This window comes from Geodermatophilus nigrescens, assembly GCF_900129495.1.
GTDB classification, from domain to species: Bacteria; Actinomycetota; Actinomycetes; order Mycobacteriales; family Geodermatophilaceae; genus Geodermatophilus; species Geodermatophilus nigrescens.
The window spans coordinates 1,229,381-1,254,776 of sequence record NZ_FQVX01000002.1; the positions used below are offsets into that span (position 1 = coordinate 1,229,381).

General features: G+C 76.3%; 24 protein-coding genes. 8 read left to right on the forward strand and 16 right to left on the reverse strand.

Annotation, left to right across the window (positions count from 1 at the left end; translation table 11 throughout):
* Genes dapF through BUE37_RS13400 form a run of 3 tightly spaced genes read right to left on the reverse strand, consistent with a single transcriptional unit; the run spans position 1 to position 2,530 of the window.
* Positions 1–897, reverse strand: a complete 897-nt coding sequence (dapF, locus tag BUE37_RS13390; RefSeq protein WP_073420582.1) for a diaminopimelate epimerase — start codon at positions 895–897, stop codon at positions 1–3.
* Positions 894–1,826 (reverse strand): tRNA (adenosine(37)-N6)-dimethylallyltransferase MiaA, encoded by a 933-nt coding sequence (miaA, locus tag BUE37_RS13395; RefSeq protein ID WP_073420583.1) that lies wholly within the window; start codon positions 1,824–1,826, stop codon positions 894–896. Before miaA ends, dapF begins: the two co-directional genes overlap by 4 nt.
* Positions 1,823–2,530, reverse strand: a complete 708-nt coding sequence (locus tag BUE37_RS13400; protein WP_083628620.1) for a class III extradiol ring-cleavage dioxygenase family protein — start codon at positions 2,528–2,530, stop codon at positions 1,823–1,825. The genes miaA and BUE37_RS13400 overlap by 4 nt, the downstream gene beginning before the upstream one ends.
* A gap of 40 nt (positions 2,531–2,570) precedes the next feature.
* Here BUE37_RS13400 and BUE37_RS13405 point away from each other — a divergent pair, with 40 nt between their 5' ends.
* Positions 2,571–4,049 (forward strand): DUF349 domain-containing protein, encoded by a 1,479-nt coding sequence (locus BUE37_RS13405; RefSeq protein ID WP_083628621.1) that lies wholly within the window; start codon positions 2,571–2,573, stop codon positions 4,047–4,049.
* Positions 4,046–4,549, forward strand: coding sequence for a GNAT family N-acetyltransferase (locus BUE37_RS13410; protein ID WP_217651228.1), 504 nt, complete (start codon positions 4,046–4,048; stop codon positions 4,547–4,549). The genes BUE37_RS13405 and BUE37_RS13410 overlap by 4 nt, the downstream gene beginning before the upstream one ends.
* A gap of 13 nt (positions 4,550–4,562) precedes the next feature.
* Here the strand turns inward: BUE37_RS13410 and miaB are convergent, their stop codons facing one another.
* Complete coding sequence (gene miaB, locus BUE37_RS13415; protein WP_073420584.1) at positions 4,563–6,038, reverse strand: tRNA (N6-isopentenyl adenosine(37)-C2)-methylthiotransferase MiaB; 1,476 nt, start codon at positions 6,036–6,038, stop codon at positions 4,563–4,565.
* Between the two features lie 112 nt (positions 6,039–6,150).
* Between miaB and BUE37_RS13420 the strand changes: the two genes are divergently transcribed.
* From BUE37_RS13420 to BUE37_RS13440, 5 genes are all read left to right on the forward strand, one after another.
* Positions 6,151–6,906 (forward strand): amino acid ABC transporter ATP-binding protein, encoded by a 756-nt coding sequence (locus tag BUE37_RS13420; RefSeq protein WP_073420585.1) that lies wholly within the window; start codon positions 6,151–6,153, stop codon positions 6,904–6,906.
* 20 nt (positions 6,907–6,926) lie between these two features.
* Entirely contained in the window at positions 6,927–7,820 is an 894-nt protein-coding gene (locus BUE37_RS13425; protein ID WP_073420586.1) for a glutamate ABC transporter substrate-binding protein, read from the forward strand.
* 124 nt (positions 7,821–7,944) lie between these two features.
* Positions 7,945–8,595 (forward strand): amino acid ABC transporter permease, encoded by a 651-nt coding sequence (locus tag BUE37_RS13430; protein WP_073420587.1) that lies wholly within the window; start codon positions 7,945–7,947, stop codon positions 8,593–8,595.
* On the forward strand, positions 8,592–9,494 hold the full coding sequence (locus BUE37_RS13435; protein WP_073420588.1) for an amino acid ABC transporter permease: 903 nt from the start codon (positions 8,592–8,594) through the stop codon (positions 9,492–9,494). Before BUE37_RS13430 ends, BUE37_RS13435 begins: the two co-directional genes overlap by 4 nt.
* Positions 9,495–9,659: 165 nt before the next feature.
* Entirely contained in the window at positions 9,660–10,223 is a 564-nt protein-coding gene (locus tag BUE37_RS13440; RefSeq protein ID WP_073420589.1) for a hypothetical protein, read from the forward strand.
* A gap of 9 nt (positions 10,224–10,232) precedes the next feature.
* Here BUE37_RS13440 and BUE37_RS13445 read toward each other — a convergent pair whose 3' ends face one another.
* The 12 genes from BUE37_RS13445 to BUE37_RS13500 form a co-directional block, all read right to left on the reverse strand.
* Positions 10,233–10,922: an MBL fold metallo-hydrolase gene (locus tag BUE37_RS13445; RefSeq protein ID WP_073420590.1), complete on the reverse strand. Its 690-nt coding sequence runs from the start codon at positions 10,920–10,922 to the stop codon at positions 10,233–10,235.
* Between the two features lie 133 nt (positions 10,923–11,055).
* Positions 11,056–11,598, reverse strand: coding sequence for a regulatory protein RecX (locus tag BUE37_RS13450; protein ID WP_245794594.1), 543 nt, complete (start codon positions 11,596–11,598; stop codon positions 11,056–11,058).
* Positions 11,599–11,810: 212 nt separating this feature from the next.
* On the reverse strand, positions 11,811–12,842 hold the full coding sequence (gene recA / locus BUE37_RS13455; RefSeq protein ID WP_073420591.1) for a recombinase RecA: 1,032 nt from the start codon (positions 12,840–12,842) through the stop codon (positions 11,811–11,813).
* A gap of 187 nt (positions 12,843–13,029) precedes the next feature.
* Positions 13,030–13,677 (reverse strand): response regulator, encoded by a 648-nt coding sequence (locus BUE37_RS13460; protein WP_073420592.1) that lies wholly within the window; start codon positions 13,675–13,677, stop codon positions 13,030–13,032.
* Entirely contained in the window at positions 13,674–14,840 is a 1,167-nt protein-coding gene (locus BUE37_RS13465; RefSeq protein ID WP_175562867.1) for a sensor histidine kinase, read from the reverse strand. The genes BUE37_RS13460 and BUE37_RS13465 overlap by 4 nt, the downstream gene beginning before the upstream one ends.
* Before the next feature lie 38 nt (positions 14,841–14,878).
* Positions 14,879–15,715 carry an ABC-2 transporter permease gene (locus BUE37_RS13470; protein ID WP_139252958.1) on the reverse strand — a complete coding sequence of 279 codons (837 nt, stop codon included), beginning with the start codon at positions 15,713–15,715 and terminating at the stop codon, positions 14,879–14,881.
* Positions 15,712–16,635, reverse strand: a complete 924-nt coding sequence (locus tag BUE37_RS13475) for an ATP-binding cassette domain-containing protein (RefSeq protein WP_073420594.1) — start codon at positions 16,633–16,635, stop codon at positions 15,712–15,714. The genes BUE37_RS13470 and BUE37_RS13475 overlap by 4 nt, the downstream gene beginning before the upstream one ends.
* Before the next feature lie 108 nt (positions 16,636–16,743).
* Positions 16,744–16,938, reverse strand: a complete 195-nt coding sequence (locus BUE37_RS13480; protein ID WP_073420595.1) for a DUF3046 domain-containing protein — start codon at positions 16,936–16,938, stop codon at positions 16,744–16,746.
* Positions 16,939–16,947: 9 nt separating this feature from the next.
* The gene (locus BUE37_RS13485; RefSeq protein WP_073420596.1) at positions 16,948–17,589 is read right to left on the reverse strand and encodes a hypothetical protein; all 642 of its coding nucleotides are present in this window, start codon (positions 17,587–17,589) and stop codon (positions 16,948–16,950) included.
* Entirely contained in the window at positions 17,586–18,047 is a 462-nt protein-coding gene (locus BUE37_RS13490; protein WP_073420597.1) for a MarR family winged helix-turn-helix transcriptional regulator, read from the reverse strand. The genes BUE37_RS13485 and BUE37_RS13490 overlap by 4 nt, the downstream gene beginning before the upstream one ends.
* A gap of 170 nt (positions 18,048–18,217) precedes the next feature.
* Positions 18,218–19,474, reverse strand: coding sequence for an MFS transporter (locus BUE37_RS13495; protein ID WP_073420598.1), 1,257 nt, complete (start codon positions 19,472–19,474; stop codon positions 18,218–18,220).
* A gap of 7 nt (positions 19,475–19,481) precedes the next feature.
* Complete coding sequence (locus BUE37_RS13500; protein ID WP_073420845.1) at positions 19,482–20,627, reverse strand: acyl-CoA dehydrogenase family protein; 1,146 nt, start codon at positions 20,625–20,627, stop codon at positions 19,482–19,484.
* A 101-nt stretch (positions 20,628–20,728) separates the two neighbouring features.
* Here BUE37_RS13500 and BUE37_RS13505 point away from each other — a divergent pair, with 101 nt between their 5' ends.
* Positions 20,729–25,333 (forward strand): ATP-dependent helicase, encoded by a 4,605-nt coding sequence (locus BUE37_RS13505; RefSeq protein WP_073420599.1) that lies wholly within the window; start codon positions 20,729–20,731, stop codon positions 25,331–25,333.
* Positions 25,334–25,396 lie beyond the last annotated feature (63 nt).

The window sequence follows — 25,396 nt, forward strand, 5'->3', positions numbered from 1 at the left end:
TCAGGCCCGGAGCCACTCCGGGGTGAGGTCCCCGGTCGCGACGACGACCGCGGGGCCGCGCAGCACCGTCGTCGCCGGGGAGACGTCGACCGTCAGCCGCCCACCCGGGACGTCGACGACGACCGTGCCGTGCTGCGGCCCCTCGGGTTCCGGCGACCGGGCGGCCAGCGCCGCGTAGGCCGTGGCGCACGCGCCGGTGCCGCAGGAGCGGGTCTCCCCCACCCCGCGCTCGTGCACCCGCAGGCGGACGTGCGCGTCGGCGCCCTCGGCGGGGCTCGCCAGCACCTGCACGAACTCGACGTTGACGCCCTCGGGGAACAGGCCGTCGTCGAAGCCCGGCTGGGCGGTCAGGTCGAGGGTGCCGAGGTCCGCGTCGGTCAGGCAGACCAGGTGCGGGTTGCCCATCGACACCGCCTGGCCGGGGAACGCCCGCCCGGCGACGGTGGCCTCGCCGTGCCCGAACGGCCGGGCGGGGCCCATGTCGACCCAGTAGCCGCCGCCCGCGTCGGCGCCCACCCGCCGCGGCCCGCCGCGGGTGCCCACGAGCACGCCGTCGGCGCAGGCGGCGCGGTCGAGCAGGCCCTCGGTGACCAGCACGTGCAGGAACAGCCGGATGCCGTTGCCGCACATCTCCGCGTGCGAGCCGTCGGCGTTGCGGTGGTCCATGAACCACTCGCACGCGTCGAGGTGATCGCCGAGGACGGCGGGGGCGTCGGGCACGTGCCGGCTGCGCACCACCCGCAGGACGCCGTCGCCGCCGAGGCCGGACCGGCGCTCGCACAGGCACCGGACGAGGGCGGCGTCGAGGCGGTCCTCGGGCCAGCGGTCCCCGTCGGGGTCGGGCAGGACGACGAAGTCGTTCTCGGTGCCGTGCCCGAGGAGGAACCGGTCGCTCACCGCCCGATCGTACGGCCGGCGAGCAGCGCCTCGACCGCGCCGGCGAGGTCGGGGCGGGCGGCGTCGAACCACGCCGTCGCCGGGTCGCGGCGGAACCACGACCGCTGCCGGCGGACGAAGCGGCGGGTGGTGGTCACCGTGCGCTCGCGCGCCTCCTCGGGGGTCAGCTCGCCGTCGAGCTGGGCGAGCACCTGCGCGTAGCCGAGCGCCCGGGAGGCGGTGGGGCCCTCCCGCAGGCCCTCGGCCACCAGCGCCTCCACCTCGGCGACGAACCCGGCCGCCCACATCCGGTCCACCCGGGCGGCGACCCGCCCGTCGAGCTCGGCGACCTCCCGGTCCAGGCCGACGACGACGGCCGGGTAGCGCGGCCGCGGCTCGGGCAGCGTGGCGCGGAACGGCCCGCCGGTCAGCTCCACCACCTCCAGCGCGCGCACGATCCGCCGGCCGTTGGAGGGCAGGACGGCGGCCGCGGCGGCCGGGTCGACGGCGGCCAGCCGGGCGTGCAGCGCAGCGGGCCCGGACGCCTCCAGCTCGGCCTGCAGGCGGGCCCGCACGGCGGGGTCGGTGCCGGGGATGTCGAGGTCGTCGAGGACGGCGCGCGCGTACAGGCCCGACCCGCCGACCAGCAGCGGGAGCCGGCCCGCCGCCCGCAGCCGGTCGACCTCCGCCCGGGCCAGCCGCGCGTACTCCGCCACCGACGCCGCCTGCCGCACCGGCCAGACGTCGAGCAGGTGGTGCGGCACGCCCCGGCGCTCGGCGGCGTCGGGCTTGGCGGTGCCGATGTCCATGCCGCGGTAGAGCTGCATGGAGTCGGCGTTGACCACCTCGCCGCCGAGCCGCCGCGCCAGCTCCACCGCCAGCGCGGTCTTGCCGGTGGCGGTGGGGCCCACCACCGCGACCACGGGCGGCAGCGCACCCCCCGCGGTCACCGGGCGGTCCAGGACGCCACCAGGTAGCCGACGCCGAACGGCGCCTCGTCGGCGAGCAGCCGCGCCTCGACGTGGCGCCCGGCCAGCAGCGCCCCGACCGCCCGCCACACCGGCACGCCGGCCGCCATCAGCCGCGCCCCCTCGGCGGCGTCGAGGCCGGCCAGCGCGGCGGCGTCCCCGGTCGCGAGCGCGGCGGCGACGGCGGCGTCGAAGGGGGCGGCGGCCTCGTCGAGGTGCCCGGGCGCCTTGACGCCACGCCGCGCCGACCCGTCCCCCAGAGCCAGCACGCCGACCGTCCCGGACAGCCCCGCGACGACGGCGGCGAGGTCCCGCGGGCCGGCGCCCACCCGGGTCCCGGCGTGCCCCGCCTCGTCCAGCAGCCAGGCGCCGACGGTCAGGCCGGGCGGCGTCCGGCGCCCGCCCGGCCGCACCCCGCCGGACAGCGGCACCTCGACGTCGACGCCGAAGCCGCGCAGGTCCCCGGCGTCGCCCTGCCCGTAGCGGCCCTCGGCGTCGGGGGACACGAGGACGACGACCTCGGGACCGGCCGCGAGCAGCGCGTCGAGGGCCGCGGCGCAGGCGGCGCGCAGCCCGGCGGTGTCCGCGGCGGCGCGGCCGGCGACCCGCGGGAGGAGCAGCGGGGGGCACGGGCAGAAGGCGACCGACAGCGGCGGCGTGCCGGTCGGGCCGGGCGGGCTGCTCACCGCACGAGTGTCGCGGATGCGGCGTGGGACACTGCGGTGCGTGTCGAGCACGGAGAACCCCGGAGACGGGTCGCAGCAGGTCCCCACGCCCGAGACGGCGGGTCCCGACGCGGTCACCCCCGACGCGGGGACGCCCGCCGCCCCCACCCCGGAGGCGGCCGCGCTGGCCGACCCGACGGCGGATGCGGCGCCCGTCGCGGAGCCGACGACCGAGCCAACCGCGGAGACCCCCGCCGAGGTCCCGGCCGAGGCCGCCCCGGAGCAGGCCGCCCCGGTGCCGCACGCCCCGGAGACCGCGGTGGCCGCCACCTCGGACCCCGCGCAGTGGGGCCGCGTCGACGACGAGGGCACCGTCTACGTGCGCACCGCCGACGGCGAGCGCGCCGTCGGGTCCTGGCAGGCCGGCGAGCCCGCCGCCGGGCTCGCGCACTTCGCCCGCCGCTACGACGACCTCGCCACCGAGGTGTCGCTGCTCGAGGCACGGCTCAAGGCGCACACCGGAAACCCCTCGGAGATCAAGACCAAGGCGCAGGCGCTCGCCGAGACCATCCCCACCGCCACCGCCGTCGGCGACCTCGACGGCCTGGCCGCCCGCGCCCGCGCGATGGTGGAGACCGCCGACTCCGCGGCCGCCGAGTCGCGCGCCGAGAAGGCCGCCGCCCGCGCCGCGCAGGTCGCCCGCAAGGAGGCGCTGGCCGCCGAGGCGGAGCAGATCGCCGCGGAGTCGACGTCGTGGAAGGCCGCCGGCGACCGCCTCAAGGCGATCGTCGAGGAGTGGAAGACCATCCGCGGCATCGACCGCAAGACCGACGAGGCGCTGTGGACCCGGTTCGCCGCGGCCCGCGACGCCTTCGGCCGGCGGCGCGGCGCGCACTTCGCCGCGCTCGACGCGCAGCGCGGTGAGGCGCGGGCGGCCAAGCAGGAGCTGATCGCCGAGGCGCAGCGGCTGTCGGCGTCGACCGACTGGGGCCCGACCAGCGCCGCCATGCGCTCGCTGATGGACCGGTGGAAGGCCGTGCCGCGCACCGGCCGCGACGGCGACGACGACCTGTGGAAGCAGTTCCGCGCCGCGCAGGACGTCTTCTTCAGCGCCCGCTCCGAGTCCGACAAGGCGCGCAACAGCGAGCAGGCCGCCAACCAGCAGGCCAAGGAGGAGCTGCTCGCCGAGGCCGAGAAGCTCGACCCCTCCACCGACCTGCGCGGCGCCCAGGCGGCGCTGCGGCGGATCCAGGAGCGCTACGACGCGATCGGCCACGTGCCGCGCGGCGCGATGCGCTCGCTGGAGGACCGCATGCAGGCCGTCGAGCAGCGGGTGCGCGGCGCGGCCGACGCCGGCCGGGTGCGCACCGCGCCGGAGAACCCGATGGTCACCTCGATGCGCGCAGCGGTGACCAAGGCCGAGGAGCAGCTGGCCAAGGCCGAGGCGTCCGGGGACGCCCGGCGCATCTCGCAGGCGCAGGCCGACCTGGCCACCCGCCGCGAGTGGCTGGCCGAGGCCGAGAAGGCCGCCCGGCGGTGACCGGGCCGGGGCACGCCCCCGGGGTCCGTGTGCGCGAGGCGGGCGACGGCGACCACGCCGCCGTCCGGCGGATGCTGACCGCCTACCACCTCACGACCGAGCGCGAGAAGGGCTGCCCGGTCGACGACGCCGCCCGGCTCCCCTCCGCGTACCGCGCGGAGATCGCCGCCGGGCGGCCCGCGACCGGCCGGCTCTTCCTCCTCCTCGACGACGACGCGGGCGCGGTCGGCACGTACGTGCTCGCGCCGACGCCGGACCGGTCGACCGCCGAGCTCAAGCGGCTCTGGGTCGAGCCGGCGGAGCGGGGCCGGGGGCTGGGCGAGCTGGCCCTCCGGGACGCCGTCCGGCGGTGCGCGGAGGCCGGGACCGGGACGCTCCGGCTCAGCGTGTGGGAGTGGCGGTCCGCGGCGATCTCGCTCTACCGCCGGATGGGCTTCACCGACCACCCGCCGTGGGACCCGCGCCCCGGCCTCGTCTGCCTGGGACGGCGCACGGGCTGACGCCGGCTGCCGGTCAGCAGCCGGCGGTCGCCGGGAGCGGCGCGGGGACGCCGATCGACGGCATGCCCAGGGAGACGCCGGGCGTCGTCGGCCGGGTGCCGGCCTCGTGCGCGTCGCCGGCGCGGGTGCGGCGGTGCGACAGCAGCGGCCCGTCGGCGACCAGGTGGTGCGGCGCGGCCGCCGTCACGACGGTCTCGACGACGTCGCCCGGGCGCACGCCCTCGCCGCCCGCGAAGTGCACCAGCCGCCCGTCGCGGGCGCGGCCGCTCATCCGCCCGGTGCGGGCGTCCTTGCTGCCCTCCCCCGCCGCGGCCAGCAGCTCCACCGTGCGCCCGACCTGCGCGCGGTTCTCGGCCCAGCTGATCTCGTCCTGCAGGGCGGTCAGCCGCAGGTAGCGCTCCTGCACGACCTCCTTGGGCAGCTGGCCGTCCATCTCGGCGGCCGGCGTCCCGGGACGCTTGGAGTACTGGAAGGTGAAGGCGCTGGCGAAGCGCGCCTGCCGGACCACCTCGAGGGTCTGCTCGAAGTCGGCCTCGGTCTCGCCGGGGAACCCGACGATGACGTCGGTGGTGATGGCGGCGTCGGGCATCGCGGCGCGGACCCGGTCGATGATCCCGAGGTAGCGCTCCTGCCGGTAGCCGCGGCGCATGCGGCGCAGGACGTCGTCGGACCCGCTCTGCAGCGGCATGTGCAGCTGGTGGCACACCGCGGGCGTCCCGGCCATGGCCTCGATGACGTCGTCGGTGAACTCCCGCGGGTGCGGGCTGGTGAACCGGACCCGCTCCAGGCCCTCGATGCGGCCGGTGGCGCGCAGCAGGTCGGCGAAGGCGCCGCGGTCGCGGAAGCCGACGCCGTAGGCGTTGACGTTCTGGCCGAGCAGGGTCACCTCGAGCACGCCCTGGTCTACGAGCGCCTGCACCTCGGCGAGGATCTCGCCGGGCCGTCGGTCCTCCTCCTTGCCGCGCAGCGACGGGACGATGCAGAACGTGCAGGTGTTGTTGCACCCCACGCTGATCGACACCCAGCCGGAGTAGGCCGAGTCCCGCTTGGCGGGCAGCGTGGACGGGAAGACCTCGAGCGCCTCGGCGATCTCCACCTGGGCCTCGGCGTTGTGCCGGGCGCGCTCGAGCAGCGCCGGCAGCGACCCGACGTTGTGGGTGCCGAAGACGACGTCGACCCAGGGCGCGCGACGCACGATCTCGCCGCGGTCCTTCTGCGCCAGGCACCCGCCGACGGCGATCTGCATCCCCGGGTGCGCGTCCTTCACCGGGCGCAGGTGGCCGAGGTTGCCGTAGAGGCGGTTGTCGGCGTTCTCCCGCACCGCGCAGGTGTTGAGCACGACGACGTCGGCGTCGGCCCCCTCGGGCGCGGCGGCGTACCCCGCGGCCTCGAGCAGGCCGGAGAGGCGCTCGGAGTCGTGCACGTTCATCTGGCACCCGTAGGTGCGCACGCGGTAGGTGCGCTGCGGGCTGTCGACCTCGGTTCCCATGGCGGCATCGAGGGTACGGCGCGGCTCCGGTCACACGGCGTCACCGACTCCGTTACTGGATCGTGACGGCCCCGGGACCACCGCGTCCCCGCGCGGCCCTAGGGTCCTCCTGGTGACCAGCCAGCTAGCCGGAGGACCTCTCGTCCAGCTGACCGGCGTCAACAAGTGGTTCGGTGAGCTGCACGTGCTGCAGGACATCGACCTCTCGATCGACCGCGGCGAGGTCGTCGTCGTCATCGGGCCGTCGGGCTCGGGCAAGTCGACGCTGTGCCGGACGATCAACCGGCTCGAGACGATCCAGCAGGGCGAGATCCGCATCGACGGCGAGAAGCTGCCCGAGGAGGGCAAGGCGCTCGCCCGGCTGCGCAGCGACGTCGGGATGGTGTTCCAGAGCTTCAACCTGTTCGCGCACAAGACGATCCTCGAGAACGTCACGCTCGCCCCGACGAAGGTGCGCCGGCAGTCGAAGGCGCAGGCCGAGCAGCGGGCGCGGGAGCTCCTGGACCGGGTCGGCGTCGGCCACCAGGCCGACAAGTACCCGGCACAGCTGTCCGGCGGCCAGCAGCAGCGGGTGGCGATCGCCCGGGCGCTGGCCATGGACCCCAAGGTGATCCTCTTCGACGAGCCGACCTCGGCGCTCGACCCGGAGATGATCAACGAGGTCCTCGACGTCATGACGACGCTGGCCCGCGAGGGCATGACCATGGTCGTCGTCACCCACGAGATGGGCTTCGCCCGCCGGGCGGCCAACCGCGTCGTCTTCATGGACGGCGGCCGGATCGTCGAGGCCGCCGAGCCGGAGACGTTCTTCTCGAACCCGCGCTCGGAGCGGGCCCGCGACTTCCTCTCCAAGATCCTCAACCACTAGAACCCACGGGAGGACACCCCATGCGCACCACCCGGAAGGTGGCGGCCCTCGCCGCCCTCGGCCTCACCCTCGCCGCCTGCTCCAGCGAGGCGGGCAGCCAGGCCGAGGAGTCGGCGTCCAGCGCCCCCACCGCCGCCGAGGACGTCGACTTCCCCGAGGGCTCGACGATGGCCGAGCTCAACGAGGCCGGCGCGATCACCATCGGCACCAAGTACGACCAGCCCGGGTTCGGCCTGCTCAACCCGCAGTCGGGCGCCCCCGAGGGCTTCGACGTCGAGATCGCCAAGATCGTGGCCGCCGAGCTCGGCATCCCCGAGGACGGCATCACCTGGACCGAGACGGTGTCGGCCAACCGCGAGCCGTTCATCCAGAACGGCCAGGTCGACATGGTCGTGGCCACCTACACGATCAACGACGCCCGCAAGCAGGTCGTCGACTTCGCCGGCCCGTACTACGTCGCCGGCCAGGACATCATGGTCGCCGAGGGCAACCCCGAGGGCATCGAGGGCCCGGAGGACCTGGCCGGCAAGACGGTCTGCTCGGTCGAGGGCTCCACCCCCGCCCAGCGGATCCGGGACGAGTACCCCGAGGCCAACCTCGTGACCTACGACGTCTACTCCAAGTGCGCCGACGACCTGCGCAACGGCGGGGTCCAGGCCGTCACCACCGACAACGTCATCCTCACCGGCCTGGTCGCCGGCAGCGACGGCGCGTTCGAGCTCGTGGGCAACCCCTTCACCGAGGAGCCCTACGGCATCGGCATGGAGCTCGGCGACACCGACTTCCGCAACTTCGTCAACGACGTGCTCGAGGAGTCCTTCGAGGACGGCCGCTGGGCCGACGCCTGGGACCGCACCGCCGGAGCGATCACCGGCGAGGAGGCCCCCGAGCCGCCGTCGGTCGACCGCTACTGAGCACCGCGGTGCCGCCGGGCGGGTCTCCCCCGCCCGGCGGCACCGGCTCGCGCCCGGACGACGGGCCCCGACCAGCTCTCCCTGGCGACCTCCCCTGACGACCTCCCCCTGACGACGAGGCGCGATGCAGTTCCTGAGTGACAACGCCGACCTGCTGTGGAGCGCGTTCCTGACGACGCTCTCGCTGGCCGTGGTCAGCGGCGTGTGCGCCCTGGTGCTCGGCACCGTGCTGGCCGGCATGCGGGTCAGCCCGATCGCGCCGCTGCGCGGCCTGGCCACGTTCTACGTCGAGGTCTTCCGCAACACCCCGCTGACGGTGGTGTTCTTCTTCCTCGCCTTCGGCATCGTGCAGATCGACCTGCAGTTCCCGAGCCGCTTCATCACCGCCGTCGCCGCCCTGTCGCTCTACACCGCGGCATTCGTCTGCGAGGCGCTGCGCTCGGGCATCAACGCCGTCCCGTCCGGGCAGGCCGAGGCCGCCCGCGCGCTCGGGCTGACGTTCGGGCAGTCGCTGCGCCAGATCGTGCTGCCGCAGGCGTTCCGCACCGTCGTGCCGCCGCTGGGCAACGTGTGGATCGCGCTGGCCAAGAACACCTCGATCGCCGCCGGGTTCGCCGTCACCGACCTGACCGCGGCGCTGCAGCGCCTGGCCAACGCCAACGCCGACCAGCTGCTGGCCGTCTTCGCCGCCGTCGTCGCCGGCTACCTGGTCATCACACTGCCCTCCGCCTGGCTCATCCGGGTGGTCGAGAACCGGGTGGCGATCGTCCGATGAGCACCAACGTCCTGTTCGACCTGCCCGGGCCGCGCGCCCGCCGCCGGCAGCGCATCGGCACCGTCGTCGGCGCGCTGCTCATCGCGGCGCTCATCGGGCTGGCGCTCTACCGCCTGGGCGCCAACGGCCAGCTCGAGGCCGACCGCTGGGCGGTGCTGTTCGACCCGGCGTCGGGGGTGCCGCAGGCGCTCGGCGAGGGGCTGCTCAACACCCTGAGCGTGGCCGCGGTGGGCATGGTGCTCGCGACGGTGTTCGGCGCGCTGCTGGCCGTGGGGCGGCTGTCAGACCACGCGTGGGTGCGCGGTCCGGTGGGCGTGGTCATCGAGCTCTTCCGCGCCGTGCCGCTGCTGATCCTCATCCTGTTCTGCCTGTTGTTCCTGCCGACCGTCGGCGTCCCGATGACCGCCTTCCGGGCGCTGGTGCTGGGGCTGACGCTCTACAACATGGCCGTGCTGGCCGAGATCTTCCGGGCCGGCATCCTGTCGGTCGACCGCGGGCAGCGCGAGGCCGCCTTCGCCCTCGGCATGCGCAAGACCCAGGTGATGACGCTCGTCCTGCTGCCGCAGGCGGTCCGCCGGATGCTGCCGGTCCTGGTGGCGCAGCTGGTCGTCCTGCTCAAGGACAGCTCGCTCGGCTTCATCGTCAGCTACCTGGAGTTGCTGCGGACCGCGCGCAGCCTGGTCGAGTTCTTCAACTTCAGCTTCGGCAACCGCTACACCTTCCAGCTCTACGTGGCGGCCGGGCTGATCTACATCGTCGTCAACGTGCTGCTCTCGCAGCTGGCGAAGTACGTGGAGAAGCGCACCCGCCGCAACCGCAAGACGGCGGGCACCGGGCAGGTCGAGCTGCCGGCCGACGCGCAGATGGGCGGCGGCAGCGGGGTGGCCGCGACGCCCTGACCGGCGCCGGAGGGCCGCGGGGTGCGTGCGCCCCGGGTGGCCGGTGGGCCGGGCGGGGCGGGTGCGGCGGTCACCGGACGGTCACGCGGTGTCCCGCGCGTCCCGCGGTCCGCGACGGCCCCGTGTGTCGTCCGGCTCCGGGGCGCGGCTGCCGAGAGAGACGGCGTGGACACCGCTCTCCGCCCCGTCGTGCCGCCGCTGCCGTCCGTGGTGCGCGTCCCCGAGGGGCAGGCCGACGCCGCGCAGGAGTTCGTGAACCGGCTCCGTGCCGCGGCGCCGCGCTTCGCGGAGGCCGCGCTGGCGGAGTCCGCGGTGGTCCGCGAGGTGGTGCCGCCGGCGCGGCACCGGCGGGCGCGCTGCCGCATCGTGCTGCGGGCCGCCGACGGCGGTGAGCGCGACCTGACCTTCGTCGGCACGGTGGACCGCCCCTCCCCGCGGCCCGGCCCGGCGTTCGAGGAGCAGATCGCGCGCTGGCTGACCGCCGCGCCCGCCGAGGAGGACGCGGGCCTGGTCGACGACGACGAGTCGCCCGACGGCCTGGCGATCGACCTGACGGCCTGGACGCCGCCGGTCGCCGCTCCCACCCCTCCCCCGGCCTCCGTCCCCGGGGCGCCCGCCGTCTCCCCGGTTGTGCCGCCGGTCACCACGCTGCCCACGGTCGCCATGCCGGCCGTGGCCCCCGGCGCCGGGCTGCCGACCCAGGTGAGGGGGATCCCGGTCGCCGGCTGACCGGACCGCTCAGCCGAAGGGGTCGGTGGCCGCGCGCAGGGCCGCGGCCGCTCCCCCGGCGACCGGCTGCCCGTGGCCGGGACAGACGACGTCGGCCTCCAGGCCGGCCAGGCGCTGCAGCGAGTCCCAGGCACGCCCCCGGTCGGCGTTGAACGGCCCGAGGACCAGTCCGCCCTCGTGCTCGGCGACCGTGTCGCCGGTGATCAGCACACCGGCCGCGGGCAGGTGCACCGCGAGGCTGCCGGGCGTGTGCCCGGGGACGGCCACCGCCACGGCGCCACCGCCCAGGTCGGCCCCGTCGGCGACCGGTGTGGCCGCCCGGCAGGCCGGCGCCCGCGGCAGCCCCGTCGACACGCGGGCGTGCAGGGCGCGCTCGGCGGGGGTGAGCACCGGCTCGGGGCCGGGCCGGTCGCGGCGGATGACCGGGACGTCGGCCGCGCCGGCGACCACCGGCGCGCGGCCCCAGGCGCGCACCGCCGCGGCCGAGCCGACGTGGTCGTCGTGGAAGTGGGTGAGCACGACGCGGCGCACGTCCTCGCGGCGCAGGCCGAGGGCGCCGAGCGCCTCCGCGATGGCGGGCGCGCTGCCGGCCGGCCCGGTGTCGACCAGCGTGACGCCGCCGTCGTGGCGCCACAGGTAGGCGTTGCTGATGCCGAGCGGGAGCAGGTGCAGGCCGGGGACCACCTCGGACACGCCCATGCCGGAACGCTAGGCCCGCCGGGCCCGGAGCCCCGCGTGTCGTCCGCGCGGGGCGGACAGGCCTGCGCGGGTCGTGCAGGGCGGTGGACAGCGCGAGTGGCACCGCAGGCGGCGCGGGCTCGGGCGGCGCGGGTCAGGCGTCCTCGGTGTCCCAGCCGTCGGCGTCGGGGTCCTCGGTGCCGAAGCCGGTCTCGTCCATCACCTCGCGGACGACGCCGGCGGCCAGCCCGCCGTTGTAGCCCTTGCGGGCGAGCATGCCGATCAGCCGGCGGGTGGCGGTCTGCCGGTCGACGCGGCGCAGCGCGGGCAGCCGCCGCTCGACCAGGTGGCGGGCGGCGGCCCGCTCGTCGTCGTCGTCGACCTCGGCGAGGGCCTGCTCGGCCTCCTCGCCGTCGACGCCCTTGGCGCGCAGCTCGGCGCGCAGGGCGCGGCGGGCGAGGCCGCGGCCGGCCTGGCGGGAGGTGACCCAGGCCCGGGCGAAGGCGGCGTCGTCGATCAGCCCGACCTCGGTGAACCGGTCGAGGACGGCGGTGGCCGCCTCCTCCGGGATGCCGCGCCGCTCGAGGAGGTCGGCGAGCTGCTGCCGGGTGCGGGCGGCGCCGGTGAGCGCCCGCAGGCAGATGGCGCGGGCGACGGACTCGGGATCGCCGGCCTCGTCGGCCGGGTCCCCGTCCACCGCACCCTCGGGGAGGCCGGAGTCCTGGCCGGGGAGGGCGGCGGCCGGGCCGTCCGGGTCAGGGGACGGCCCGGCGCGCCGCCGCCCGCGGCCGGCACGGTCACCGGGACCCGGTGCACGGGTCCGGCGTCCGCGCCGGCCGCCGGGGCGGCCGGTCAGCTCGGGGTCGACCTCCTCGGAGGCCGGGCCGGGCCAGCCGGTCACGGGGCGGCTCAGAAGTCGGCGGTCTCGGCGGCCGGCGCGTCGACCTGCGGGCCGATGCCCAGCTTCTCCTTGACCTTCTTCTCGATCTCGTCGGCGAGGTCGGGGTTGTCGCGGAGGAACGTGCGGACGTTCTCCTTGCCCTGGCCGAGCTGGTCGCCCTCGTACGTGTACCAGGCGCCGGACTTGCGGATGAAGCCCTGCTCGACGCCGGCGTCGATCAGGCCGCCCTCGCGGCTGAAGCCGTGGCCCCACAGCAGGTCGAGCTCGGCCTGCTTGAACGGGGCGGCGACCTTGTTCTTGACGACCTTCACCCGGACCCGGCTGCCGACGGCGTCGGTGCCCTGCTTGAGGGTCTCGATGCGGCGCACGTCGAGGCGGACCGACGAGTAGAACTTCAGCGCGCGACCACCGGTGGTGACCTCGGGCGAGCCGTAGACGATGCCGACCTTCTCGCGCAGCTGGTTGATGAAGATCGCGGTGGTGCCGGAGTTGTTCAGCGCACCGGTGATCTTCCGCAGCGCCTGGCTCATGAGGCGGGCCTGCAGACCGACGTGGCTGTCACCCATCTCGCCCTCGATCTCGGCGCGGGGCACGAGGGCCGCCACGGAGTCGATGACGATGATGTCGAGCGCGCCGGAGCGGATCAGCATGTCGGCGATCTCGAGCGCCTGCTCACCGGTGTCGGGCTGGCTGACCAGCAGCGCGTCGGTGTCGACGCCGATGGCCCGGGCGTACTCGGGGTCGAGCGCGTGCTCGGCGTCGATGAAGGCCGCGATGCCGCCGGCGGCCTGGGCGTTGGCCACCGCGTGCAGGGCGACGGTGGTCTTACCGGAGGCCTCCGGGCCGTAGACCTCGATGACGCGGCCGCGCGGCAGACCGCCGATGCCCAGGGCGATGTCGAGGGCGATCGAGCCGGTCGGGATGACCTTGATCGCCTGGGCGGCACTGTCGCCCAGGCGCATGACCGAGCCCTTGCCGAACTGCTTGTCGATCTGGGCGAGGGCCATGTCGAGGGCCTTGTCGCGGTCGAGCGTTGCCATGCTGCTCACCTTCGGGAAGTCGCGTGTCGTGGAGTCGATGCGGTGTCGGAGGCGACGCTAGGCCGGGGGTCTGACATTTCCGGGGACCGACCGGACCTGTGGAGGGACGACCTCCCTGTGGACGCGCCCGCCACTGTAGGACGAACACGTGTTCGAGTCGAGCGACACGCGGAGGACGCCAGGTCCCTCACACCAGACCGTGCGTGTGCGCGAAGACCGCGGCCTGCGTGCGGTCGCGTAGACCCAGTTTGCCCAGGATGCGGGCCACGTGCGTCTTGACCGTCAGTTCCGACAGGACCAGCACGCCGGCGATCTCGGCGTTCGACTCCCCGCGGGCGACCGCCCTGAGCACCTCGAGTTCGCGCTCGGTGAGCAGGGCGACGCGCGGGTCGGGCGGCGTGACCGCGGGCAGCCGGTGCGCCAGCGTCTCGAGCAGCCGCCGGGTGACCCGCGGGGAGAGCACCGCGTCGCCGCGGGCCACCGCCCGCACCGCCCGGAGGAGCTCCGCGGGCTCGGCGTTCTTGAGGAGGAACGCGCTCGCGCCGGCCCGCAGCGCGGCGAACGCGTACTCGTCCAGGTCGAAGGTGGTCAGCACCAGCACCCGGCTGGACAGCCCCTCGGCGACGATGCGCCGGGTCGCCTCGACGCCGTCGACACCGGGCATGCGGACGTCCATCACGACGACGTCCGGCCGCAGCTCACGCGTCAGCGAGACGGCCCGGGCGCCGTCCCCGGCCTCCCCGACCAGGACGAGGTCGTCCTGGGCCTGCAGCACCATCGAGAAGCCGAGCCGGACCAGCGGTTCGTCGTCGACGAGCAGCACGCGGGTGCTCACGGCGCCGCCGTCCCGGCACCCTCGGCGCCGACCACGGCGAGCGGGAGGACCGCGGCGACGCGCCAGCCACCCTCCGGACGCGGGCCGGCCACGACGGTGCCGTCCCACGCCGCGACGCGCTCCCGCATGCCGACCAGCCCGTGCCCGGGCCGCTCCGGCAGGACGGCGGGCCCGCCCTCGTCGGTCACCTCGACGGCGAGCTCGCCCGCGCGCCAGTCCAGGCGCACGGCGGCCGATCGCGCCCCGCGCGCGTGCCGCAGGGTGTTCGTGAGCGCCTCCTGCACGAGACGGTGGACGGCGAGCTGGGCGCCGGCCACGAGCGGGGCCGGCCGGCCGGTCACCGTGAGCGAGGTGGGGAGCCCGGCGGCCCGGACCTGCTCGACGACCGCGGATAGTCCGTCGAGACCGGGCGCCGGCGCACGCCCCGGGCCGTCGTCGTCGGTGCGCAGCACGCCGACGAGTCGGTGCATCTCCGCCAGCGCCTCGCGTCCGGTCGTGGCGATCTGCCGCACCGCCCGGGCGGCCTGCTCGCCGTCCTGCGCGTACCCGGCGCCGTCGGCCAGCGCCGTCATCACCGAGAGGTTGTGCGCGACGACGTCGTGGAGCTCGCGGGCGATCCGCGCGCGCTCCTCCATGACCGCGACCCGGGCGCGCGCGTCCCGCTCCCGTTCGGCGCGCTCGGCGCGGTCCTGCAGCGCCACCAGGTAGGCCCGCCTGGTCCGCCGGTCACGCCCGACGACGGCCGCCGTCACGGTCACCGCGACCAGCGGCACCACGGCGGCACCGTCACCAGGGCCGGTCAGGGCTGCTGCACCGAGGGCCAGCGGCACCACCAGGCAGACCCCGAGCGCCGTGGCGACGCGCCGCGGATCGCACCGGTCGGCGACCCAGACCAGCAGCCACCACACCACCACCCCGGCCGGGAGCAGCGCCCGGGCCTCCAGCCCGTGCAGCACCCACCAGCCGACCACGACGGCGGCAGAGGCGAGGAAGGCGGCGAAGGGCGCCCGCGCGCGGGCGACCGCGGGCGCCCAGGCCAGGGCGGTCACGGCGACCTCCGCCGCGGTCGGGCCACCGAAGCGCACCAGCGGGCCGATGGCGAGGACGGCACCGGCCACCACGGGCCCCACCGACCACACCACCGACCCGCCCACCCGCCGCACGGACGACATGCTGCCGCCCGCGCCTCCCGGTCCGGAAGTCACGCGTCGCGTCGCCGCACCGTGACGACCGCCGCTGCGAGCAGGACCGCCAGGTAGCCGCAGAGCACCCCGAACCCCGTCCACGGGGCGAACTCGCCGGGGCCGGTCGCGACCTGCACGATGCTCGCGCCGGCCTGCCCCGGCAGCCACCGCACCACGTCGGGCCCCCAGCTCGAGGGCAGCAGGCCGCCCAGCACCGGGAGCAGGAAGACGACGCCGAACAACGTGCCGACTGCCCCTCCGGTCGAACGCAGCAGCCACCCGAGCGCGGTGCCGAGAACCCCGATCGCCGTCACGTACAGGCCGGCGCCGAGCACCGCCCGGGCCACGCCGTCGTCGGCGAGCGAGACCCCGGTGTCGCCGAGCGCGGCCTGCCCGACGAGGAACGCCGCCAGCGCGGCGAGCGAGGTCGCGACCACGGTGACCACGGCGAGGACGCCGGAACGGGCCAGGAGCACCGGCCACCGGCGGGGCACCGCCGCGAAGAGGACCCGCACCGTGCCGCTGGTGTACTCGCCGGTGACCAGCAGGACCCCCAGCACCCCCACCGCCAGGGCCGCCAGGTTGTAGCCACCCAGGCTCAGCCCGACGGGGTCGGCGGGGTCCAGGCCGGGCGGCCCGCCCTGGTCCCCGGCTCCCGCGGTCGCGGTGAACAGCAGGGAGAGCAGCACCATCGCGACGGACGCCCCGCCGAGCACCCACCAGGTGGTGCGCAGGGACCGGACGGCGGCCCACTGGCCGGCGACCAGGCCGCCCGGACCGCCGCCGGCGGGCCCCCGGGGCGCGCGGCCCGCGCCGGGTGCGTCGAGGACGCGGGTGCTGGTCCGGTCGCTCACGTCAGGGCCTCCTGCCGCAGGTCGGTGCGGTACTCCCGGTCGTCGCGGGTCAGGTCCATGAAGGCCTCCTCGAGCGAGGCCGACACGGGGGTCAGCTCGTGCACCGGGATGCCGGCGCGCAGGGCGCGGTCGCCGATCTCGTCCGCGCCCAGCCCCTGGACCTCCAGCAGTCCCCGCTCGGGCGAGGCCAGGCTCACGCCGTCACCGGCGAGGACGCCCACGAGGTCGTCGGGGCGGGGGCTGCGCACCCGCACCGACCGGGTCCCGGCCCGCCGGAGGACCGTGGCCGTCGGCTCGTCGGCCACGAGCCGGCCGCGGCCGAGGACGACGAGGTGGTCGGCGGTCACGGCCATCTCGCTCATCAGGTGCGAGGAGACGAGAACCGTCCGGCCCTCGGCGGCCAGCTGCCGCGTCAGCGTCCGGATCCACAGGACCCCGTCGGGGTCCAGGCCGTTGACCGGCTCGTCCAGCACGACGGTGGCGGGGTCGCCCAGCAGCGCCGTCGCGACGCCGAGGCGCTGGCCCATGCCCAGGGAGAAGCCACCGACGCGGCGGTCGGCGACCGGCGTCAGGCCGCAGAGCTCGAGGACCGTGTCCACGCGCGAGCGCGGCAGCCCGGCGGTGGACGCGAGGACCCGCAGGTGGTCCCGGGCGGTGCGCCCCGGATGCGCGGAGCGGGCCTCCAGGAGGGCCCCGACGGCGCGCAGCGGGACGGGGAGGTCGGCGTAGCGGCGGCCGTCCACCCGGACGGTGCCGGCGGTCGGCCGGTCGAGGCCGACGACGACCCGCATCGTCGTCGACTTGCCTGCCCCGTTGGGCCCGAGGAAGCCGGTGACACGGCCCGGGTGGACGGTGAGGGTCAGGTCGTCGACGGCGGTGCGGTCGCCGTAGCGCTTGGTCAGTCCACGGATCTCGATCACGCCGTCGACGCTAGGGACGGCGGGGCACCCAGCGCGTCCGCCGCCGGGACGCACCTGCCGGGCGCCGCGTACTCCGCGCGGAGTACGGCCGCCCCTCCGGGAGCGGGCTCAGCGCTCCTTGAGGGGCACGTCGAACTCCTCGCAGATGGCCAGCCACACGCGGCGCACCGGCAGCCCGGCCTCGAGCGCCTCGACGGCGGTGCGCCCGCCGAGGACGGAGAAGACGTGGTCACGCGCCACGCTCTGCGCCCGCATCGACCCGAACCGCTCGTCGAGCCGGGACCAGAACTCCTGCAGGCGCACGCCCCGACGCTAGCGCGCGTCCGCGTCGGGGGTGGCGGCCGCGTGCCCGGCCAGGCCCGCCCGGAGCCGCCGCACGAGCGCGGCCGGGTCGTCGGCGGCCAGGCGCAGCTCGTCGACCGGCCGCCCACCGGTGCGCGCGAGCGGCAGCACCAGCGGCGTCCGCAGCTCGACGTCGACCTGGGTGGAGGCGACGACGGCGACCGACACCGCCCGCCGCCCGCCCTCCTCGGCGACGACGACGGTGCGCGAGCCCTCCACCGAGCGCCGCCGCACCCGGACCGCCGCGATCGCCTCCCACGGCACCCGCACGTCCACGGCGAAGCTGTTGCGCACGCGCAGCCCCTCGTCGTCGACGGTGTGCGGGTGGACGTGCATCCCCCCGAGCATGCCGAGCATCCACAGCAGCCCGTAGACGCCGACGACGAGCAGCGCCACGCGCGCCGCGGGCCACGGCAGCAACCAGTCGACCAGCGGGATCTCGACGGCCGACAGGACGACGAAGGTCCACAGCACCGGCGAGGCGGCCGAGACGTAGCCGAACGCCTCCGCGCCGGCCGGGACGTCGGGCCGGCGCGCCACCCAGCGCCCGAGGCTGCGCCAGGTGCCGAGCTCGAAGGCGACGGCGCGGCGCACGAGCCCCGCGGCGCTCACGGGGTCTCCTCCGCGGCGCTGCCCGGGACCAGCGGCCGCAGCCGCTCCAGGACGTCGTCGAGGGCGGACACCAGCGCGTCGAGCCGGTCGGGCGGCAGCCCGCCGAACAGCTGGCCGGCGAGCTCGGCCTGCCCGCGCCCGAGCTCGTCGAGCAGCTCCCGCCCGCGCGCGGTGGGCGTGACGAGGGTGGCCCGGCGGTCGTCGGGGTGGGGCTCGCGGGTGACCAGGCCTGCGGCGGCCAGCCCGTCGACCAGGCCGGTGACGTTGCGGGCGCTGACCCCGAGCGCGTCGGCCAGTGCGCGCTGGGTGCTCGGGCCGGCGGCGCGCAGGTGCCACAGCAGCGTCGTGCGGGCCACCGTCAGGCCGGAGGCGGCCAGCGAGGCCGTCATGTCCCGGCCGAGCAGGACGGTCAGCTCCAGCACCCGGTCGAGCGCGGCCACCCGGGCGTCGTCCGGCATCGTGAGCCCCCTACACCGTGAAGTGGCTTCACGATAGCAGGACTAGGGTGAGGCCGTGTTCCCCACCACCGGCTCCGCCACCTGGGACACCGTCCTGGAGATCGGCATCGCGCTGTGCATGCTCGTGTCGCTGGTGCTGCTCTGGCGCGGGATGCGCGGCCGCTGAGGCGTCAGCGGCGCAGCGCCCAGACCAGGGCCAGCGGCAGCACCAGGGCCGCCGAGACGCCGGCCACCAGGCCGAAGCCGCCGGCCGCCAGCAGCGGCCCGCCGGCCGCCCCCGCGACGGCGGCGCCGAGCCCCATGAGCAGGTCCGTGCCGCCCTGCGCGGCGGGCCGCGTGGCCGCGGGCACCGACTCGGTGACCAGCGTGGAGCCCGCGATCAGCCCGCAGGACCAGCCGAGGCCGAGCAGCAGCAGCCCCACGCCGAGCCGGCCCGCGGCCTCCGGCGGGGCGGTGCCCGCGATCGCCGCGGCGGCCAGCAGCAGCATCCCGCCCGCGGCCACGGTCGCCCGGCGTCCGGCCCGGTCGGCGAGCCAGCCGACGAGCGGGGAGAACAGGTACATCCCGGCCACGTGCACGCTGATCACCACGCCGACGAGGCGCAGCGTCGTCGCGTCGTCGTGCCCACCCGCGTGCCCCATGTGCACCGGCGTCATGACCATGACGCCGACCATCACGGAGTGGGCCACGACGACGGCGACCACGCCGAGCCGCCCGTCGGCCGAGGCCCACACCTCCCGCAGTGCCGCCCGGGTGCGCCCGCGGTTGCCGGCCGGCCGCGCGCCGTCGCCGCCCGCCAGCCGCCGCGACAGGAGCAGCGGGTCGGGACGCAGCAGGGCCAGCAGGACCGCCGCGACGACGGCGAACCCCACCGCCGACACCACGAAGCCGCCGCCGAGCTCCGGCAGGCCGACCGCGCGCCCCAGCGCGGCGCCGGGCGCGGCGAGGTTCGGGCCGAGGACCGAGCCGACCGTCGTCGCCCAGACCACCAGCGACAGGTCGCGGCCGCGGCGCTCCGGCGTCGCGAGGTCGGCGGCGGCGTAGCGCGCCTGCAGGCCGCACGCGGTGGAGGCGCCGAAGGCGAACAGCCCGGCGAGCAGCAGCGGCAGCGACGACAGCGCCGCGGCGAGCACGGTGACCAGCGCACCGGCGACGGCGACGGCGTAGCCGGCGGCGAGCCCCGCGCGCCGGCCGGCCCGGTCGGACAGCCGGGCCAGCGGGACGGCGAGCACCGCGGCGCCGAGGACGCCGGCGGTCTGCCCGAGGCCGGCCGCGGCGTCGCTGCCGGCGACCTCCCGGGCGAGCAGTCCGCCGATGGTGATCCCGACGGTGACGCCCAGGCCCGCGAGTGCCACGGCGCCGGACAGGACGCCGACGGTGCGCCGCTGGACCCGCGCGACGTCGGGCGCCGCCTGCTGCGTCGTCACCGGCCCGTCACAGCCCCAGCGACCGGCCGATGATCTCGCGCATGATCTCGTTCGTGCCGCCGTAGATCGACTGCACGCGGGCGTCGCGCCAGGCCCGGGACACCGGGTACTCGTCCATGTAGCCGTAGCCGCCGTGCAGCTGCAGGCAGCGGTCGGCCACCTTGTTCTGCAGCTCGGTCGTCCAGTACTTGGCCATCGCCGCGTCGACGGCGGTCAGCTCCCCGGCGCCGAGCTGGCGGACGCACTCGTCGACGAAGGTGCGCGCGATCGTCGTCTCGGTGGTGAGCTCGGCGAGCACGAAGCGGCTGTGCTGGAAGCTGCCGACCGGCCGGCCGAACGCCGTCCGGCCGGTCACGTACTCGCGGGTCTGCGCGAGCACCGTCTCGCAGGCGGCGACCGCGCCGACGGCGATCGACAGCCGCTCCTGCGGCAGGTTCTCCATGAGGTGGGCGAAGCCGCGGTTCTCGGTGCCGAGCAGGTTGTCGGCGGGGACGCGGACCTCGTCGAAGAACAGCTCGGCGGTGTCCTGCGCCTTGAGGCCCACCTTGTCCAGGTTGCGGCCGCGGGTGAAGCCGGGCATGCCGCGCTCGACGACGAGCAGGCTGGTGCCCTTCGCGCCGGGGGCGTCGGGGTCGGTGCGCGCCACCACGATCACCAGGTCGGCGTTGATCCCGTTGGTGATGAACGTCTTGGCGCCGCTGAGCACCCACTCGTCGCCGTCGCGGCGGGCGGTGGTGCGGATGGCCTGCAGGTCGCTTCCGGTGCCGGGCTCGGTCATCGCGATGGCGGTGATCAGCTCGCCGCGGCAGAAGCCGGGCAGCCAGCGCTGCGCCTGCTCCTCGGTGCACAGGTCGCGCAGGTAGGGGGCGACGACGTCGTTGTGCAGGCCGAAGCCGAGGCCGCTGGCGCCGATGCGCGTGACCTCCTCGTCGAGGACGGCGTTGTAGCGGAAGTCGCGCACCCCGCCGCCGCCGTACCGCTCGTCGACGTCGAAGCCGAGCAGGCCCTGCTCCCCGCCGGAGAGCCAGACCTCGCGCGGCACGATCCCGTCGCGCTCCCACTGGCCGTGGAAGGGGGCGACGTTCTTCTCCAGCCACGTGCGGACCGTCTGCCGGAAGTCCTCGTGGTCGGCCTCGTAGAGGGAGGAGCGCATGCCCGGCAGTGTGCCGCACGCCACCCTCCGTCCGGGCGACCCTCCGCCCGCGGCGTACGCGCAGGCCAGCGGACTGTCGTACCCGCGGGGACACTGGGGACGTGCCCGCTCTCGACCGGTTCTCCGCGCCCACCCGGGCCTGGTTCACGGGCGCGTTCGCCGAGCCCACGGCCGCCCAGGAGGGCGCCTGGCAGGCCATCAGCAGCGGCGGGCACGCCCTCGTCGTCGCCCCCACCGGCTCGGGCAAGACGCTGGCGGCCTTCCTCTGGTCGCTCGACCGGCTCACCAGCACCGCACCGGCCGACGAGAGCCGGCGCTGCCGCGTGCTCTACGTGTCCCCGCTCAAGGCGCTGGCGGTCGACGTCGAGCGCAACCTGCGGGCGCCGCTGGCCGGCATCGGGCAGGCCGCGATGCGCCTGGGCCTCCCCCGGCCGGAGATCACCGTCGGCATCCGCTCCGGCGACACCCCGGCCGACGAGCGGCGGGCCTTCACCCGGCGGCCCACCGACATCCTCATCACCACGCCCGAGTCGCTGTTCCTCATGCTCACGAGCTCGGCGCGGGAGGCGCTGCGCGGCGTCGAGACGGTGATCGTCGACGAGGTGCACGCCGTCACCGACAGCAAGCGCGGCGCGCACATGGCCGTCTCCCTCGACCGGCTCGACGAGCTGCTCGACCGCCCGGCGCAGCGGATCGGCCTCTCGGCCACCGTGCGGCCCATCGAGGAGGTGGCCACCTTCCTCGCCGGCGGCCGGCCCGTGGAGGTCGTGCAGCCGCCGTCGGTCAAGCAGTGGGACCTCTCGGTCGTCGTGCCGGTCGAGGACATGAGCCAGCTGGGCCAGCCCACCGGCGAGCTGGAGGGCTCGGCCGCGGGTGACCAGCCGCGGACGTCGATCTGGCCGGCGGTCGAGGAGCGGGTGCTCGACCTGGTCGAGGCCCACCGCAGCACCATCGTCTTCGCCAACTCCCGCCGGCTGGCCGAGCGGCTGACCAGCCGGCTCAACGAGATGGCCTTCGAGCGGGTCACCGGGGAGCCGGTCCCGCCCGGCACCAACGCCGCGGCGCTCATGGCGCAGGCCGGCTCCGGCGGCGGCGTCCCCGAGGGCGTGCGGCCGGTCGCCGCGGCGCACCACGGCTCGGTGTCCCGCGAGCAGCGCGCCGTCGTCGAGGAGGCGCTGAAGTCCGGGCAGCTCCCGGCGGTCGTGGCGACGTCGTCACTCGAGCTCGGCATCGACATGGGCGCGGTCGACCTCGTCGTCCAGGTCGAGGCGCCGCCCACCGTGGCCGCCGGCCTGCAGCGGGTGGGCCGCGCCGGGCACCAGGTCGGCGCGGTCAGCCGCGGCGTGCTGTTCCCCAAGTACCGCGGCGACCTCGTGCAGTGCGCGCTGGTCGCCGAGCGGATGAAGGCCGGCGCGATCGAGTCGATCCGCTACCTGCGCAACCCGCTCGACGTGCTCGCCCAGCAGATCGTGGCGATCGTGTCGGAGGGCCCGCGCACGGTGGAGGAGGTCGGCGCGCTGCTGCGCCGGTCGGCGCCCTTCTCCGGCCTGCCCGACTCCGCGCTGCACGCCGTGCTCGACATGCTCGCCGGCCGCTACCCCTCCGACGCGTTCGCCGAGCTGCGGCCACGGCTGACCTGGGACCGGGTCACCGACACCCTCACCGCCCGCAACGGCGCGCAACGGCTGGCGGTCACCAGCGGCGGCACGATCCCCGACCGCGGGCTGTTCGGCGTCTTCCTCGTCGGCGGCGAGGGCTCCGGCGGGCGCCGCGTCGGTGAGCTCGACGAGGAGATGGTCTACGAGTCGCGGGTGGGCGACGTCTTCCTCCTCGGCTCGTCGTCGTGGCGGATCGAGGAGATCACCCACGACCGGGTGCTCGTCTCCCCCGCTCCCGGCCAGCCCGGGAAGATGCCGTTCTGGCACGGCGACGCCCCCGGCCGGCCGCTGGAGCTCGGCCGCGCGCTCGGTGCCTTCCTCCGCGAGGTCGGATCGGCGACGCCGGAGCGGGGCCGCGAGCGGGCGCAGGCCGCGGGCCTCGACGACTGGGGCGCGGCCAACCTGCTCGCCTACCTGGCCGAGCAGAAGGCGGCCACCGGCCATCTGCCCGACGACCGGACACTCCTGGTCGAGCGGTTCCGCGACGAGCTCGGCGACTGGCGGCTGGTCGTGCACTCCCCCTTCGGCGCGCAGGTCAACGCCCCGTGGGCGCTGGTGCTCGCGGCGAGGCTGCGGGAGCGCTACGGCGTTGACGTCGCCTCCATGCACTCCGACGACGGCATCGTGCTGCGGCTGCCCGACACCACCGGCGAGCCGCCCGAGGCCGACCTCGCCGTCCTCGACCCCGACGACGTCGAGCGGGAGGTGACCGCCGAGGTCGGCAGCTCGGCGCTGTTCGCCAGCCGGTTCCGCGAGTGCGCCGCCCGCGCGCTGCTGCTCCCCCGCCGCGACCCGCGCCGGCGCACCCCGCTGTGGCAGCAGCGCCAGCGCGCCGCCCAGCTGCTCAGCGTGGCCAGCGAGTTCTCCAGCTTCCCCATCACGCTCGAGGCCGCCCGCGAGGTGCTGCAGGACGTCTACGACGTGCCCGGCCTGGTCGAGCTGATGCGCGACGTCCGCTCCCGGCGGGTGCGCGTGGTCGACGTGCAGACCCAGGCCGCGAGTCCCTTCGCCCAGTCGCTGCTGTTCGGCTACGTCGGGCAGTTCCTCTACGAGGGCGACGCCCCGCTGGCCGAGCGCCGCGCGCAGGCGCTGGCCCTGGACACCGGCCTGCTCGCCGAGCTGCTGGGCCGCTCGGAGCTCCGCGAGCTGCTCGACGCCGAGGCGCTGGCCGAGGTGGAGCGGGAGCTGCAGCGGCTGCCGGCCGAGCGGCACCCCCGCGACGTCGACGGCGCCTCCGACCTGCTCCGCGGCCTGGGCGACCTCACCCCGGCCGAGGCGGCGCTGCGCGGCGTCCCGGCGGAGTGGCTGGCGGAGCTGGTGGCCTCGCGGCGGGCGATCGTCGTGCGGATCGCCGGCGAGGAGCGGCACGTCGCCATCGAGGACGCCGGCCGGCTGCGCGACGCGCTGGGCACCGCGCTGCCCGTCGGCGTCCCGGAGGCCTTCACCGAGCCGGTCGCCGACCCGCTGGGCGACCTCGTCGGCCGCTACGCCCGCACGCACGGCCCGTTCCAGCCCACCGAGGTGGCCACCCGCCTGGGCCTCGGCGTCGCGGTCGTCACCGCCACGCTGCAGCGGCTGGTCGGCACCGGCCGGCTGGTCACCGGCGAGTTCCGGCCCGGCGGCACCGGGCAGGAGTGGTGCGACGCCGAGGTGCTGCGCTCGGTGCGCCGCCGCAGCCTGGCCAAGCTGCGCCAGGAGGTCGAGCCGGTGCCGATCGGCACGCTGGCCCGCTTCACCCCGTCCTGGCAGTCGGTCGGCAGCCGGATGCGCGGCGTCGACGGCGTCCTCGCGGTGGTCGAGCAGCTGGCCGGGGCGCTGGTGCCGGCCAGCGCGCTGGAGTCGCTGGTGCTGCCGTCCCGGGTGCGCGACTACCGCCCCGCGATGCTCGACGAGCTCACCAGCGCCGGCGAGGTGCTGTGGGCCGGCGCCGGCGGACTGCCCGGCGGCGACGGCTGGGTGAGCCTCGTGCCCGCCGACCTCGCGCCGCTGCTGCTGCCCGACCCGGTGGAGCTACCGGAGGAGGGCGGCGTCGGGTTCGCCGTCCTCGAGCAGCTCTCGGCCGGGCAGGCGGTGTTCTTCCGCGGCCTGTCCGATCTGGTCGGCGCCACCGACGACACGGCGCTCGCCGACGTCGTGTGGGACCTGGTGTGGGCCGGGCTGCTCACCAACGACACCCTCGCCCCGCTGCGCACCCGGCTGTCCGGGGGCGGCACGCACAAGCGCGCCCCGGCTCCCCCGCGCGCCCGGGTGGACCGCACCCGCTACGGCCGCCCGCGCCTGGGCCGCCCGGCGATGCCCACCCGCACCGGCCCGCCCACGGTCGCCGGCCGGTGGTCGCGTCTGCCCGAGCGCGAGCCCAACCCGACCCGGCGCACCACCGCCCGCGCCGAGGCGCTACTCGAGCGGCACGGCGTGCTCACCCGCGGCGCGGTGATGGCCGAGCAGGTGCCCGGCGGGTTCTCCGCCGTCTACCCGGTGCTGCGCGCGTTCGAGGAGAACAACCGGGCCCGCCGCGGCTACTTCGTCGAGACCCTGGGCGCCGCCCAGTTCGGCACGCCGGGCTCGGTCGACCGGCTGCGCGCCTTCGCCACCCCCGACCGCGCGCCGGAGGGCGCGGTCGTGCTCGCCGCCACCGACCCGGCTAACGTGTACGGCGCGGCGCTGCCCTGGCCCGACCGCACCGGCCCGTCCGACGGCGAGTCGGCCGACCAGGTCGCAGTCGACGTCGGCGAGGGCACCGGCGGCGGGAAGCGGCCCACCGGGCACCGCGCCGGGCGCAAGGCCGGCGCGCTGGTGGTGCTGGTTGACGGCGACCTGGTGCTCTACGTGGAGCGCGGCGGCAAGACGCTGCTGTCGTGGACCGAGGACGAGCAGACGCTCAAGGAGGCGGCCACCGCGCTGTCGGGCGCCGTCGCCGCCGGGGCGCTGGGCCGCATGGTGGTGCAGAAGGCCGACGGCGCCTCGGTGCACCAGGACACCCCGCTGTCGTCGGCGCTGCAGGCCGCCGGCTTCGCGGCCACCCCGCGTGGGCTACGCCTGCGCGGCTGAGCTGGGGCCGGTGCGCGCGGGACGCGTACCGTGGACCGTCGCAGTACGTGAGGGATGAGGGAT

Bases quoted from the DNA above. Each gene is read 5' to 3' on its own strand.
- miaB (WP_073420584.1), bottom strand. From the start codon at position 6,038: ATGGGAACCGAGGTCGACAGCCCGCAGCGCACCTACCGCGTGCGCACC.
- BUE37_RS13425 (WP_073420586.1), top strand. From the start codon at position 6,927: ATGCGCACCACCCGGAAGGTGGCGGCCCTCGCCGCCCTCGGCCTCACC.
- BUE37_RS13430 (WP_073420587.1), top strand. From the start codon at position 7,945: ATGCAGTTCCTGAGTGACAACGCCGACCTGCTGTGGAGCGCGTTCCTG.
- BUE37_RS13435 (WP_073420588.1), top strand. From the start codon at position 8,592: ATGAGCACCAACGTCCTGTTCGACCTGCCCGGGCCGCGCGCCCGCCGC.
- BUE37_RS13445 (WP_073420590.1), bottom strand. From the start codon at position 10,922: ATGGGCGTGTCCGAGGTGGTCCCCGGCCTGCACCTGCTCCCGCTCGGC.
- recA (WP_073420591.1), bottom strand. From the start codon at position 12,842: ATGGCAACGCTCGACCGCGACAAGGCCCTCGACATGGCCCTCGCCCAG.
- BUE37_RS13490 (WP_073420597.1), bottom strand. From the start codon at position 18,047: ATGCCGGACGACGCCCGGGTGGCCGCGCTCGACCGGGTGCTGGAGCTG.
- BUE37_RS13500 (WP_073420845.1), bottom strand. From the start codon at position 20,627: ATGCGCTCCTCCCTCTACGAGGCCGACCACGAGGACTTCCGGCAGACG.